This is a genomic window from Mesorhizobium sp. B3-1-9 (genome assembly GCF_006439595.1).
GTDB lineage: Bacteria > Pseudomonadota > Alphaproteobacteria > Rhizobiales > Rhizobiaceae > Mesorhizobium.
Genome location: NZ_VFTJ01000028.1, coordinates 1 through 13,569 on the forward strand (window position 1 = coordinate 1; position 13,569 = coordinate 13,569).

At 64.1% G+C, this 13,569-nt stretch carries 11 protein-coding genes; all 11 read right to left on the reverse strand.

The features are described 5' to 3' along the window. Window positions 1-72: 72 nt before the first annotated feature. The 11 genes from FJW07_RS29460 to argS all read right to left on the reverse strand — a co-directional run bounded on the left by FJW07_RS29460 (window position 73) and on the right by argS (window position 13,510). A complete protein-coding gene (locus FJW07_RS29460) occupies window positions 73-726 on the reverse strand; it encodes a protein-L-isoaspartate(D-aspartate) O-methyltransferase (RefSeq protein ID WP_140859675.1) in 654 nt (217 codons plus the stop codon). Between the two features lie 47 nt (window positions 727-773). Further along, entirely contained in the window at window positions 774-1,532 is a 759-nt protein-coding gene (gene surE / locus FJW07_RS29465) for a 5'/3'-nucleotidase SurE (protein ID WP_140859676.1), read from the reverse strand. Window positions 1,533-1,536: 4 nt separating this feature from the next. Further along, window positions 1,537-3,048 (reverse strand): serine--tRNA ligase, encoded by a 1,512-nt coding sequence (gene serS, locus FJW07_RS29470; RefSeq protein ID WP_140859677.1) that lies wholly within the window; start codon window positions 3,046-3,048, stop codon window positions 1,537-1,539. Between the two features lie 300 nt (window positions 3,049-3,348). After that, window positions 3,349-4,212, reverse strand: coding sequence for a twin-arginine translocase subunit TatC (gene tatC, locus FJW07_RS29475; protein WP_140652508.1), 864 nt, complete (start codon window positions 4,210-4,212; stop codon window positions 3,349-3,351). Further along, complete coding sequence (tatB, locus tag FJW07_RS29480; protein ID WP_140859678.1) at window positions 4,209-4,922, reverse strand: Sec-independent protein translocase protein TatB; 714 nt, start codon at window positions 4,920-4,922, stop codon at window positions 4,209-4,211. The genes tatC and tatB overlap by 4 nt, the downstream gene beginning before the upstream one ends. Window positions 4,923-5,005: 83 nt before the next feature. Further along, window positions 5,006-5,224: a twin-arginine translocase TatA/TatE family subunit gene (locus FJW07_RS29485; RefSeq protein ID WP_027167260.1), complete on the reverse strand. Its 219-nt coding sequence runs from the start codon at window positions 5,222-5,224 to the stop codon at window positions 5,006-5,008. Window positions 5,225-5,403: 179 nt separating this feature from the next. Further along, window positions 5,404-6,159, reverse strand: a complete 756-nt coding sequence (scpB, locus tag FJW07_RS29490; RefSeq protein WP_095765016.1) for an SMC-Scp complex subunit ScpB — start codon at window positions 6,157-6,159, stop codon at window positions 5,404-5,406. Continuing rightward, window positions 6,156-6,956 (reverse strand): ScpA family protein, encoded by an 801-nt coding sequence (locus FJW07_RS29495; protein ID WP_140859709.1) that lies wholly within the window; start codon window positions 6,954-6,956, stop codon window positions 6,156-6,158. The genes scpB and FJW07_RS29495 overlap by 4 nt, the downstream gene beginning before the upstream one ends. Window positions 6,957-7,017: 61 nt before the next feature. Further along, the gene (gene nagZ, locus FJW07_RS29500; RefSeq protein ID WP_140859679.1) at window positions 7,018-8,037 is read right to left on the reverse strand and encodes a beta-N-acetylhexosaminidase; all 1,020 of its coding nucleotides are present in this window, start codon (window positions 8,035-8,037) and stop codon (window positions 7,018-7,020) included. A gap of 132 nt (window positions 8,038-8,169) precedes the next feature. Beyond that, complete coding sequence (locus FJW07_RS29505) at window positions 8,170-11,649, reverse strand: SPOR domain-containing protein (RefSeq protein WP_140859680.1); 3,480 nt, start codon at window positions 11,647-11,649, stop codon at window positions 8,170-8,172. 103 nt (window positions 11,650-11,752) lie between these two features. Continuing rightward, entirely contained in the window at window positions 11,753-13,510 is a 1,758-nt protein-coding gene (gene argS, locus FJW07_RS29510) for an arginine--tRNA ligase (protein WP_140859681.1), read from the reverse strand. Between the last annotated feature and the right edge of the window lie 59 nt (window positions 13,511-13,569).

The window sequence follows — 13,569 nt, forward strand, 5'->3', positions numbered from 1 at the left end:
TCCCCAAAAATCAGTGTTGAATCTGATTTGCCGGCCTGTGGGAATCCCAATTCCTTAAATCGTCACTACGGCCTAGATCACCGCGGCGATGCTGCGCAGGATCGGCTGCAGCCTGACCATGCCGATGTCCTCGCGCTCGAAGCGGCTGCCCACCTTGGTGAGTTTGGCCAGCACCTGCTCGCCCTCCTCCGGGCCGATCGGCGCGATGACGATGCCGCCGCTCGACAGTTGGTCGAGCAGGAAGCGCGGCAGGTTGTCGAAGGCCGCCCAGGCGACGATGCGGTCGAACGGCCCTTCATTGGGCAGGCCGTTGGAGCCATCGGCCTGGCGGGTGATGACATTGCTGATGGCAAGCGCCTCGAAGCGCTGCTTGGCCTGCTCGGTCAGGGTTTTGTAGCGGTCGATGGTGATGATGCGCGCCGCAAGCCGCGACATGACGGCTGCCGTGTAACCCGAGCCGGTGCCGATCTCGAGCACGCGATTGCCCGGCTCGATGTGAAGCGCTGCGATCACCGCCGCCTGCAGATCGGCGCCCTCGATTGCCTCGCCGCATTCGATCGGCAGCATGCCCTCCGACCAGGCGATCGCATGGAACTGGGCCGACAGGAAACCACGCCTTGGCGTCGCCTCGAAGGCCGCGACCAGCGCCTTCGGCGCCGTGCCCCTGCCCCGCAGCCTGAGCAGGAAAGCGGCGAAACCTTCGCGGTCGTCCATGCCCGTGTTCATGCCCAAACCGTGTTCATGCCAAAACCCTGTTCATGCCAACGCCTTGTTCATGACAGCGCCTTGGTCAGTTGGTCGCGGAGTTCATGGGCGGTGAGGTCGAGTTGCAGCGGCGTCACCGACACCAGCCGGTTGCGCATCGCGTGGAGGTCCGTGCCCTTCTTGCCTTCGACCGGCTCGCGGCCGAAACGCAGCCAGTAGTAAGGCAGGCCGCGCCCGTCGCGCCGCTCGTCGACCCAAAGGCTGTGCACCAGCTTGCCCTGCGCGGTGACGACGGTGCCCTCCACCTCGTCCGGCGCGCAGTTCGGGAAATTGACGTTGAGCAACACGCCGTCCGGCAACGGCGTTTCCACCAGCCGCTTGAGCAGCGCCGGCGCCAGCGCCTCGGTTGTCTCGTAAGGCACGACGCGATCCTCGCCGACATAGGAATAGGCTTGGCTCACCGCGATCGAGCGGACGCCGAGCAGCGCGCCTTCCATGGCGCCCGCAACGGTGCCCGAATAGGTGACGTCGTCGGCGATATTGGCGCCGGAATTGACGCCGGACAGAATCAGATCCGGCGGTCCGGGCAGGATTTTTTTCGTGCCCATGATGACGCAGTCGGTCGGCGTGCCGCGCACGGCGTAGTGCTTCTCGCCGATCTTGCGCAGCCTGAGCGGCTCCGAGATCGACAGCGAATGCGCATAGCCGGACTGGTCCTGCTCCGGCGCGACCACCCAGACATCATCGGACAGCGTGCGGGCGATGCGTTCGAGCGACGCCAGCCCTTCGGCATGGATGCCGTCATCGTTGGTCAGCAGGATGCGCATCAAGTCACTTCGCTTCGATCTTGGCGAGACCACCCATGTAAGGCCGGAGCACTTCAGGAATGGTTACGCTGCCATCCTCATTCTGGTAGTTTTCGATGACGGCGATAAGAGCCCGGCCGACTGCGGTGCCCGAACCGTTGAGCGTGTGAACGAAGCGATTGCCCTTGCCGTCCTTGTCCTTGTAGCGGGCATCCATGCGCCTGGCCTGGAAATCGCCGCAGACCGAGCAGGACGAGATTTCGCGATAGGCGTTCTGCCCCGGCAGCCAGACCTCGATGTCGTAGGTCTTGCGCGCGCCGAAACCCATGTCGCCGGTGCAGAGCGTGACGGTGCGGAACGGCAGGCCGAGCCGCTTCAGCACTTCCTCGGCGCATTCAGTCATGCGCTCATGCTCGGCGAGCGAGCTTTCCTGGTCGGTGATCGAGACCAGCTCCACCTTGTAGAACTGGTGCTGGCGCAGCATGCCGCGCGTGTCGCGGCCGGCCGAGCCGGCTTCCGAGCGGAAGCATGGCGTCAGCGCCGCATAGCGCAGCGGCAGTTTCTCATGCGCGGTGATCTCTTCGCGCACGAGATTGGTGAGCGGCACTTCGGCCGTCGGAATGAGGTAGAAAGGAATGGGAGCGTCAATTGGTTCGTGTGGGTCGCGATCGTACAGTCGAAGTTCTATCCCAAGGAACTTCTCTATCGCTTGTCCAACATATTGAATTTGCTCCTCTCTCATTTGCTCGATTGGCGGAAAGTTCCCCTGCGGGTATTTCCGTCGGTAATCCGACAGGAATTCTTGGGTCGCTCGAGCCATGGTGGGACGCAAATCTTCGATAGACGCCGACTTTTCCGTTTTGAAAAGATCGCCTTCGAACTTCGGGAGTTGGCCAGTACCGAACATGGTATCAGCATTGACCATCAGCGGCGGGATGATCTCTTCATAACCGTGCTCTGTCGTGTGCAGGTCGATCATGAACTGGCCGAGCGCCCGCTCCATGCGCGCCAGTTGGCTCTTCAGCACTGTGAAGCGCGAGCCGGACAATTTCGCCGCCCGCTCGAAATCCATCATGCCGAGCGCTTCGCCTATCTCGAAATGCTCCTTCACCCAGTTCGGACGCGTCGGCACCTCGCCGACGATGCGCTTGACGACGTTATCGTGCTCGTCCTTACCGACCGGCACGTCGTCAAGCGGCACGTTGGGCAGAACCGCCAGCGCGTCGTCCAGCGCCTCGTCGAGTTGGCGCTCGCGCGCCTCGCCATTCTGGATGAACGCCTTGATCTCGCTGACCTCGCCCTTGAGCTTCTCGGCGAGCGCTGAATCGCCTGAACGCATGGCGTTGCCGATCTCCTTCGAGGCGGCGTTGCGGCGTTCCTGCTTGACCTGCAGCTCGCTGAGATGCGAACGCCGCGCTTCGTCCCTGGCAATCAGATCGTCGACCGTGGACTGCGCTTCATCCGCCGGCCACGAGCGCTTCACCAGCGCTTCGACAAGGGCCTTGGGGTTGTCGCGAATCCATTTGATGTCAAGCATGGTCGATCCTCAAACTAATGCATGTCGCCCAAAAGTGTGCAGCGGTTCTGGGAAAACGACATGCATGAAAATGAAAATAGAGACTTAAACCGCGTCGCGCGCTTTAATGCATGTCGCGCAAAAGTGACCTCGGTTTTGCGACAACGACATGCATCAAGCAACGACCTAAAGCGCGTCGCGTGAATCCGTTTCGACGCGACGCGCTTTAAGGATCGAGGGCGTAAACCGCATCCGTCGTCGATGCAAGACGGCGGGTAAATGGACCGCTGCGATTTCCTGCCCCAGGCGGCACCGTTTAGGTCAGGAGGCCGAGGTGTCCGGCGTGTCGCTCGAAACCGAACTCCCCGCCTCCGCCTGCTCGCGCGCCAGGCGGTCGCGCGCCTGGGCGCGCTCGATCATGCGCGAGGACCAGATGGCAACCTCGTAGAGGATGATGGTCGGGATGGCGAGGCCGCATTGGCTCATCGGATCGGGCGGCGTCAGCACCGCGGCGACCACGAAGGAAAGGACGATCGCCCATTTGCGCTTCTCGGCCAGCGCCTGCGACGACAATATGCCGACGCGCGTCAAAAGGCTGGTCACCACCGGCAGCTGGAACACCAGACCGAACGAGAAGATCAGCGTCATGATCAGGCTGAGATATTCCGACACCTTCGGCAGCAGGGAGATCTGCACCTGGTCGTTGGTGCCGGTCTGCTGCATGGCCAGGAAGAACCACATCACCATCGGGGTGAAGAAGAAATAGACCAGCGAGGCGCCCATCAGGAACAGGATGGGCGAGGCGATCAGGAACGGCAGGAAGGCGCTGCGCTCGTTCTTGTAGAGGCCCGGCGCAATGAACTTGTAGATCTGCGTGGCAATCAGCGGGAAGGCGATCACCATGCCGCCGAACATGGCAAGCTTCACCTGGGTGAAGAAGAACTCCTGCGGCGCGGTGTAGATCAGCTCGACCTTGTGCGGGTCGAGGCCTGCCCACTGCGTCGCCCATTTGAAAGGGACGACCAGAAGGTTGAACAAGCGCTTGGCGAAGAAGAAGCAGACGAGAAAGGCGACAAAGAAGCCGCCCAGCGACCAGATCAGGCGGCGGCGCAGCTCGATCAGGTGTTCGATCAGCGGCGCGGACGATTTTTCGATTTCTTCCTTTTCCTTGTCCGAAACGCTCACTTGGTGTCGCCCGCCATCTTCTTGCTGTCGGTTGCCTTCTTCGCCGTGGCTGGCTTTGCCCCAGCCTTGGGCGCCGCCTTCCTGGCGGGCGCGGCGACTTTAACCGAGGCCGATGAGGGTTTGGCCGGCGCCTTTGCGGCCGGTGCCTTCGCTGCCGCAACTGCCTTTGCCGTGGCGCCAGTCGTCTTTGCCTTGACGGCCGCAGCCTTTTTCGCCGGCCGGGCCGGCGCGGCGGTCTCGGAAACCGGTGCGGTGACGGAGGCGTCGGTCATGGCAGGGAAGACCGGAGTGGCTGAGGCAGCCTCGGTTCCGTTGGCGCCGGGCATGTCCGTCGCGCCGTTCTTGAGCGGCTCGGCGGCCTGCGGAGTCTCTGCCGCCGGTGCTGTCGGATCGGCGGCCGGCTTCGGCTTCATCATCGTGTCGACGCCGGCCCGCACGTCGGCCGCGGCCTGCTCGAACGGATTGAGCTGCTTGCGCACCTCGTTCAGCGGATTGAGGCCGCGCAAGCTATCGATGGAACTCTTCACGTCGTCGAGCTCTGCTTCCTTCAGCGCCTCGTTGAACTGCTTCTGGAAGTCGCCGGCCATGGCGCGCAATTTCGCCGCGGTGCGACCGAAGGTGCGCAGCATGTTGGGCAAATCCTTAGGCCCGACGACCACGATCATGACGACCGCGATCACCAGCAGTTCGCTCCAACCGACTTCAAACATGACAATCTATTCCGACGAGTGCCTGCCGCCCAAAAATGCGAAGCGGTTTTGGGACAACGGCATGCTCAAACCAACAACCGGGATCAGCTCTTGCTGACCTTTTCCTTGGCCGGCGAAACAGTCTCGTCAGCGCGATGTTCGACGGTACGCTTGTCGTCGGCGTCGTCGTCGGCCATGCCCTTCTTGAAGCTCTTGATGCCCTTGGCCATGTCGCCCATCAGTTCCGGGATCTTGCCGCGGCCGAACACCAGAAGCACGATGACCAGCACGATCATCCAATGCCAAATCGAAAATGAACCCATTGCTATTCTCTCTCGAATGTTTTCCCTGGCGATGATCTATGCGTTTTCGCTCGGGGATTCAAACACAACCGCTAGGAAGTTGATAAAATGGCTAGCGGATGTCACGCACTTTCGGCGTGAGCGGCTTGCTACCAATCCGCGCAGCCTCTGCTAATAGACCATTCGCGGCGATTTGATGATCACTCGTCGGTGACGCGCGGCGTCAACAGCCCGAGTTCCTCGAGGTCGATATCGGTCAGCGCGTCCTCGTCTTCGGCGAGCGCATCGGGATCGGCCGGCGGCACCGGCATCGAGAAATTGGCCGGCATGCGCGTCGAGAGCAGGCCAGCGCCCTTCAGCTCCTCCATGCCGGGCAGATCGCGGATCTCTTCCAGCGCGAAATGATCCAGGAAAGCGTCGGTGGTGCCATAGGTCACCGGCCGTCCGGGCGTGCGGCGGCGGCCGCGCATCCTGACCCACTCCGTTTCGAGCAGTGTATCGAGTGTGCCTTTCGACGTCTCGACGCCTCTGATGTCTTCGATCTCGGCGCGCGTCACCGGCTGGTGATAGGCGATGATCGCCAGCACTTCGAGGGCCGCGCGCGAAAGCTTTCTCTGCTGGACCGAGTCCCGGCTCATCAGGAAAGCCAGGTCACCTGCGGTGCGGAAAGCCCAGGCATCGCCGACCCGTACCAGGTTTACGCCGCGCTTGGCATAGATTTCCTGCAGATCCGCCATTGCGGCGGCAATGTTCACGCCTTCCGGCAGGCGCGCGGCAAGCTGCTTTTCGCTGACCGGCTCGGCGCTGGCGAAAATGATCGCCTCTGCCATGCGCACGGCTTCCGACAATTGCAGCCGCTCGGCCGGGTTCTCGATGGAACCCTGCTCCGCCATCTCGTCTTCCGGCTCGTCCTCGACCTTGAACGGAATGACCGAAGCGTTGGCGCGTTCGCTCATGATACCACCTCGACTGCCCTTACCCCTTGCGCGCGGCCGCGCAGATAGATCGGCGCGAACACTTGATCCTGCCGCATGTCCAATTTGCCCTCACGCACCATTTCCAGCGTCGCCGCGAAGGAACTGGCCATCGCCGTGCGCTTCTCTTCCGGCGCCGCCAGGTATTCGATCAGGAAGCTGTCGAGCGACGTCCAGTCGCCGACCGAGCCGATCAGCCGCGCCAGCACCTCACGCGCATCCTTCAACGACCAAACGGCGCGCCTGGCAATCGTCACATTGTTGATCGCCTGCTTCTGGCGCTGCTGCGCATAGGCGGTGAGCAGATCGTAGAGCGAGGCTGAAAAGCTGTTGCGCTTCTCGATGATCACCATTTCCGGCAGGCCGCGCGAAAAGACGTCGCGGCCGAGACGGTTGCGGTTGACCAGACGCGCCGCGGCGTCGCGCATGGCTTCCAGCCGCTTCAGCCGGAATTGCAGCACCGCCGCGAGTTCCTCGCCGCTTTCGCCCTCTTCGCCCGGCTGCTTCGGGATCAGCAGCTTCGATTTCAGGAAGGCGAGCCACGCCGCCATCACCAGATAGTCGGCGGCAAGCTCGAGCCTCAGCGCCCGCACCTTCTCGACGAAGGCCAGATATTGCTCGGCGAGCGCCAGGATCGAAATGCGCGCCAGATCCACCTTCTGGTTGCGGGCTAGATGCAAGAGAAGATCGAGCGGACCTTCGAAACCAGCCACATCAACGACCAGCGACGGGTCGCCTGTCAGGCGTGAATCGTCGTTCTCGGCCCACAGACGGTCCATCGGTGCGGCCTTCGCGGCCTTGCCTTCCAATGTCTCCGCCACTTGCCCTTCGTCCTTCGGTTCAGGCCACCGCTTCGAAATAGGTGGCGAATTCTGCGCGTATCGCCGTTTCGTCGGCGACGTCGCGATCCTTTATATAGGTCAGCGCCCGCTCGGCTCTCGCCAAGGACTTGCCCGACAGCGCCGTCGTGCGCGAGGCGATCCCCGACATCTCCTCGAAAACGCCGTTACAATGAAGGACGAGATCGCAGCCGGCCGCAAGGATCGCGGCCGCCTTTGTCGGGAAATCCCCAGAAAGTGCCTTCATCGAGGTGTCGTCGCTCATCAGCAGCCCGTCGAAGCCGATCTCGCCGCGGATCACCTGATCGACGACCTTGGCGGATGTGGTCGCCGGATTATCGGGATCGACGGCGCTGTAGACGACATGCGCCGTCATCGCCATCGGCAGCTCCCTGAGCGCCTTGAACGGGGCGAAATCATGCCGGCGGAGCTCCTCCAGCGGCGTATCGACGGTCGGCAGCGCGAAATGCGTGTCGGCAAAGGCGCGGCCGTGGCCGGGAATATGTTTCATCACCGGCAGCACGCCGCCGGACATAAGCCCCTCGGCAGAAGCCCGGCCAAGCTCGATCGCGGCATTGGGCTCCTTGCCATAGGCGCGCGCGCCGATGACGTCGCTGGCGCCTTCGACCGGCACATCGAGCACCGGCAGGCAGTCGGCGGTGACGCCCAGGCGCGAGAGATCGAAGGCATGCAGCCGCGCCATCAGCCAGGCGGCGCGGCGGCCGGCCTCGCGATCGTCGCGCCACAACGCGCCAAGCGCGCCCCCGGCCGGATAGTTCGGCGCCAGCGGCGGGCGCAGACGCTGCACCCGGCCGCCTTCCTGATCGATGAAGACCGGAGCATCCGGGCGGCTGACGCTGTCGCGCATCGAGGCGACAAGGTCGCGGATCTGCCCGGCTTCGCCGATATTGCGCGCAAACAGGATGAAGCCCCAGGGACGTTCATCGCGATAGAAGCGGATTTCGTCTTCGGCGAGGGATTTCCCGGCGCAGCCGAGGATCATGGATTTTGATTCGCTCATGCACCAAAGCTTAAGGCTTTGGGCGGGCAAAGGGAATCACCCCTGCCCTCCGACCAGCCAAAGCCCACAACCGTCCACAACGAAAAGCCGGCGCGGCCTTGCGGCGGCGCCGGCTTTGGAGGCTGAAACCTGTCAGCGCGATACGAAGCAGTTGCCGCCGGCCGCCTTGTAGCTGGTGCAAAGGTTGATCGCATCGTTGCGCGACTGGGCCGGAACGCGGACGCGGTAGAAGGTGCCTTTGCCCGCGACCTCGGCCTTGACGATGTTGGCGGTGCGGCCGGAGAGCACGCTGCCGTAGCGGCGTTGCAGGTCCTGATAGGTCGACTGCGCACTTTCGACCGTCGGCTGTGAGGCGATCTGCATCGACCACGAGCCGCCGCCGGCAGCTACCGCCGGATCGATCGAAGCGACCTGGTCCGGCTTGACCTCACCGACGATATCGACCGGCTGGTCGGACGGACGCGCCGGCGCCACCGGCACCACCGCCGGCGTGTTGGCCGACTGAGCCTTGGCTTCAACCTTCTTCGCGGGCTTCACCGGTTTGACGGCAGGCGCATCGGCCTGGTCCGCGTCGGAAGCCACGGTTCCTGTCCGCTGGCCGTCGGAGGCCGGCGCGACATGCTGCGGCGACGGATCGCTCGGCTCGGCCGCCGCGACCTTCGGCGCGGCCGGGGCCGGGTCTTCACGCGGCACCAGCGAGCCGTCCGGCTTCACCATCATGGTCTTAACCTTGCGCGGCGCGACGGCGACGACGTCGTTGTTGACGGTGTTGTCGGCATCCTGCTGCAGCACCTGGGCGATGCGGTCTTCCGCCTTCGGCGCCGGCGCTGCCGGCTGCGCGCTTGCCGGCGCGGCAGGTTGCGCGCTTGCCGGCGCGGCAGGTTGCGCGCTTTGCGGCACGGTCGCTTGCGCGACGCCAGGCAGGGCTGCAGCTGAATCGTCGGCGGCGTCAGTGCCGGCCGCGGCGTCGTTGTCGTTGGGCGCGAGATCGACGACCCGGCTCGGCGGCGGTTCCTTCGATGCCAGGTCCACGGGCTGCTCGGTGGTGTTCACCAGCTTCTGCTGCACCGGCTCGGCGGGCTTGGCCGCGCCGCCGCCCTTGGCCACCGCGTCATAAACCTTGTTGTCCTGGTTCGGCACCACCGTGCCGCCCGGATTTTCGGGCTTCACCTTGATCGGCGAATTGTCGGCCTTGACGATAACCGGAGCCTCGCTGCCGCCCTTGCCGCCGAAGGAGAAGGCCAGCGCGCCAAGGCCGCCGAGAACCACCACGGCGCCGACCAGCGCCGCGATCATCACGCCGCGCCGGCGCGGCTGCGCCGCCTCGCGCTCGGCAAGCCCCGGGATCGCCATCGCTTCCTCGAGCTCGGGATCGTAGTCGAGCTCATCGGCGGCGAAATCCTCCGCCTGCGAAACCGGCCGGCTGCCGGGCAGGCCGTCGGCGTCGTAATCGTTGGCGACGGCAAACGAAGCCGGGGTCATCGGAGCCGCCGGAGCCTCGGTGCGTAAGTCGCGACGGTCATAACCGTTGAAGCCGGCGCTGTAGGATTCGTCATCATAGCCCCGGTTCTGCGCGGGCGCCGACGCGATCTCCGTCGCATTCATGTCGGTGAGCAGGCTGGCGAATTCCGCATCGAGATCGTCATAAGCGGCCGCCGCCGGCTGATCTTCCTCGAAGCTGAGCTCCGGAATGTCGAGGTCGTCCGCGAGCGCGACCACGCGCTCCGGCACATCGACCGTCTCGACATCCGGCACATCTTCGTGCTGGCGAGGCGGCGACGAAGGCGCAAACGGCTGCGCCGGCATGGCATAGGCGGAATAATCCGTTGCCGGTTCGCTGCGGTAGGCCGGCGCCGCCATCTGCACTGGCGCTGAAGGCGCCGCCATCTGCGCCGGAGCCGAGGGCGCCGGCTGCGCGGCAAACGAAGCCTGCACCGGCGGAGCCGAGGTCGGGGTCGAGCGGCTCCACGACTTGCCTGATTCCGTAGGCGTCGAATGCAGCCAATCGGAGGAATTTACCGGAGACCTTGCCGTGGCGGCAGCTGCCTGTTCAGCTTCGATGCTCTTGACGAAAGCAGCGCCGAAATCGTCATCGAAATCAACATCGACCTCGGTTTTGGCCGAGCTTGAGAAATCCTGGCGATCGAGTTCGCTGGCAAGCAGGTCGTCCATATCGCTTTCTGGCGGCTGAGCGCCCTTCCCGTTCTGCGCCGACTGGTGCTCGTCGAGATCCCAGTCGAGATCATCGGCCGCCGCCTTCCCGCCAGCGTAGCCTGCGGGTTCCGCAACCAGACGTGGCGCGGGAGCGGGCTCCTTGACCGCGGGCATCGGTCGCGCGGTCATGGCGCCGAGCAGCGCATTGAGCTCGTCTTCCAGGCTTCGTTCGCTGGCCGCCGGCCTCGCCGGTTCGACGGCGGCGACAGGCGGAACCAGCGCGGCGGCGACAGGCGGAACCGGAGCGGCGACGACAGGAGCCGGCTCGACCGCGGCCGGCTGCAGCGCGGCGGCGGGCTCGACGGCCGGAGCTTGCGGCTCCTCGTTCAGCGCATCGCGGAAACTCAGTTCGAAATCGTCATCAAGGGTCAGCGCGGCGGCAGGTTCAGGCGCGGCGAACTCCGGCTCGGCGGCGAAATGGGCCGTCTCGGTCGGCACCTCGACCATCGGCGCCGGGTCATCGTCAACTGCCGGCTCCGGCTCCTGAAAACCCTGAGCCTGGCCGAGATTGACATCGACATCGGTCATCGTCTGGTCGAAGTGACCGGCAAAATCGTCCTCGGAAATCAGCGGATCGGCCGCGGAGACTTCGACCGGCTCGACGGCTTGCGCCTGCTGCTCCGGCTCGTGGCTCTCAAACGACAGCTCGTCTTCGAGCGACATCTGGACGGCATTGTCGAAATCGGCGTTGAACGCCTCATCGCTCGCGGCCTGCACGGCTTCGACGGCGGCCTGACGGACGTCAGCCGGCTCGTGATAGTCGAGATTGGCGGGTTCGTGATGGTCGAGCTGGAAATCCTGGTCCAGCGAAGCCGCCATTTCCTGATCGATCGGAAGTTCGTCTTCGAGCGGCGAGGCATCCAGCGAACTGGCGACGGCCTTGTCGAAATCATCGTCAAAAGCGACTTCCGGCTCGGGAGCTTCCTGTGGCTCCGGCGCGAAATGCGGCTCCGCTGCAAAATGCGCCTCCGGCGCGGCTTCCGGCTCCGGCGCGAAATCCGCCTCCGGGACATGGGCCACGGCGAAATCGGCATGATCCGCCGCGTCGTCGAACACGAAATCCTGCTCGAAGGACGCAGTCAGCTCGTCGTCATTCGCGGCGGCGCTTGCGGCCTCGAAAGCCGGCTCATAGCCGATCTGATGCAGGGCAGCCTGCTGAGCGACCGGCTCGCTTTCCTCGACGGAATCGAACTCTCCCATCAACTCCTTTTCGAGGTCGATGTCGAAATCGTCCGCCGCTGGAGCCTGATTGACCGGCGCGGCCTTCTCGGCCGCAGGAGCCGGCTGCCGCACCGGCTGGCGCGGGTCGAAACCCATGATCCGGGTCAGTTCCGCGAACGGATCATCATCGGCGATGTCGTTGTGGTCGGCTACTTTCAGCGGGGTTCTGTCTGCCATTATTGTTCCCGAACTCGCACACAGTCGGACGCCATGGACGTCGCGCAGGGTTGGCCCTTACCAGCGCAATGTGGGCAAAAGGTGACAGGTTTTTTAGTTAAACCTAACGCATTTCAGTGGGCGCGTCTGCCCCGATCAGCGTCAGGCCGGAAGTCAAAACATCCGAAACAGCCTGCACCAGCCCTAGTCTGGCATAGGTTGATTCTCGGTCGTTAACCTTAACAAAACGTAAGTCCTGGTTGTCGTGGCCGCGATTCCACTGTGCATGGAAGCCGGAAGCCAGATCGTAGAGGTAGAATGCGAGCCGGTGAGGCTCCAGCGAAAGCGCCGCGGATTCGATCAGCCTTGGATATTCAGCCAGCTTCCGGATCAGCGCGATTTCGCCCTCGTCGGTCAGCGCAGCCACGGAAGCCGCCAGCCGGTTGCGGTCGAAATTCGCCTCGCCGAGCTGCTCGCTCGCCTGCCTGAAGACGGAATGGCAGCGCGCCGACGCGTACTGCACATAGAACACCGGATTGTCCTTCGACTGCTCCGTGACCTTGGCGAAGTCGAAATCGAGCGGCGCATCGTTCTTGCGGTAAAGCATCATGAAGCGGATCGGGTCGCGGCCGACCTCTTCCACCACATCGCGCAGGGTGACGAAATCGCCGGACCGCTTCGACATCCGGACAGGCTCGCCGTCGCGGAACAGTTTCACGAGCTGGCAAAGCAGCACGGTGAGCTTGACCGTGTCGCCTGCAACCGCCCGCGCCAGCGCCTCCAGCCGCTTCACATAGCCGCCATGGTCGGCGCCGAGCACATAGATCAGGTCGACGAACTCGCGCTCGACCTTGTCCTTCAGATAGGCGACGTCGGCGGCGAAATAGGTGAACGTGCCATCGGACTTGACCAGCGCCCGGTCCATGTCGTCGCCGACCGCCGTCGAGCGAAACAGCGTCTGCTCGCGGTCTTCCCAGTCATCCGGCTTCTCGCCCTTGGGCGGCGGCAGCTTGCCCTTGTAGATGTGGCCCTTGAGCGTCAGGTCGGCGATCGCCGCCCGGATTCTCTTGGCGTTGTCGGCATGCAGCGTGCGCTCGGAGAAGAACACGTCGTGATGCACGTTGAGCAGCGCCAGATCCTCGCGGATCATCGCCATCATCGCGTCGACGGTGCGGTCCTTGACGATCGCCAGCGCTTCATCTTCCGGCATCTGCAGCAGGCCGCGGCCGAATTCCTTGGCCAGCGCCTGGCCGACCGGGACCAGATAGTCGCCCGGATAGAGACCGGACGGGATCTCGCCGATGTCGTCGCCGAGCGCCTCGCGATAGCGCAGGAACGCCGAGCGGCCGAGCACGTCGATCTGCGAACCGGCGTCGTTGATGACATATTCCTTGGTCACGTCGTAGCCGGCGAAGGCCATCAGATTGGCCAAGGTGTCGCCGACCACGGCGCCCCGGCAATGGCCGACATGCATCGGGCCGGTCGGGTTGGCCGAAACATATTCGACATTGGCCTTGCGGCCGCCGCCGATGGTCGAGCGGCCATAGTTACGCCCCTCGCCGAGCAACGTCGTCAGATGCGCGTGCCAGAACGCGTCCTTGAGCCTGAGATTGACGAAGCCCGGCCCGGCGATCTCGGCCGAGGCGACGTCTGCATCGGCGCGGAGCGCTTCGGCCAGTCTTTCGGCAAGCGCGCGCGGGTTCTGTCCGGTGGGCTTGGCCAGCACCATCGCCGCATTGGTAGCGAGATCGCCATGGCTTGCATCGCGCGGCGGCTCGACCGCGACACGCGACAGGTCGAGCGCATCCCCCTCCTTGTCCTTGAGATCAAGGGCTTCGACGGCCTTTACGATCCGCGCGTTGAAATCGGCGAAGATATTCATTGGATATGCTCTGGGCTTAAGAGACGACCGGCAGCGTGGCCGGCAAAATCGAGGCTCGC

Bases quoted from the DNA above. Each gene is read 5' to 3' on its own strand.
- FJW07_RS29485 (WP_027167260.1), bottom strand. From the start codon at position 5,224: ATGGGTTCATTTTCGATTTGGCATTGGATGATCGTGCTGGTCATCGTG.
- FJW07_RS29505 (WP_140859680.1), bottom strand. From the start codon at position 11,649: ATGGCAGACAGAACCCCGCTGAAAGTAGCCGACCACAACGACATCGCC.
- nagZ (WP_140859679.1), bottom strand. From the start codon at position 8,037: ATGAGCGAATCAAAATCCATGATCCTCGGCTGCGCCGGGAAATCCCTC.
- surE (WP_140859676.1), bottom strand. From the start codon at position 1,532: ATGCGCATCCTGCTGACCAACGATGACGGCATCCATGCCGAAGGGCTG.
- FJW07_RS29495 (WP_140859709.1), bottom strand. From the start codon at position 6,956: ATGGACCGTCTGTGGGCCGAGAACGACGATTCACGCCTGACAGGCGAC.
- scpB (WP_095765016.1), bottom strand. From the start codon at position 6,159: ATGAGCGAACGCGCCAACGCTTCGGTCATTCCGTTCAAGGTCGAGGAC.
- tatB (WP_140859678.1), bottom strand. From the start codon at position 4,922: ATGTTTGAAGTCGGTTGGAGCGAACTGCTGGTGATCGCGGTCGTCATG.
- serS (WP_140859677.1), bottom strand. From the start codon at position 3,048: ATGCTTGACATCAAATGGATTCGCGACAACCCCAAGGCCCTTGTCGAA.
- FJW07_RS29460 (WP_140859675.1), bottom strand. From the start codon at position 726: ATGAACACGGGCATGGACGACCGCGAAGGTTTCGCCGCTTTCCTGCTC.
- argS (WP_140859681.1), bottom strand. From the start codon at position 13,510: ATGAATATCTTCGCCGATTTCAACGCGCGGATCGTAAAGGCCGTCGAA.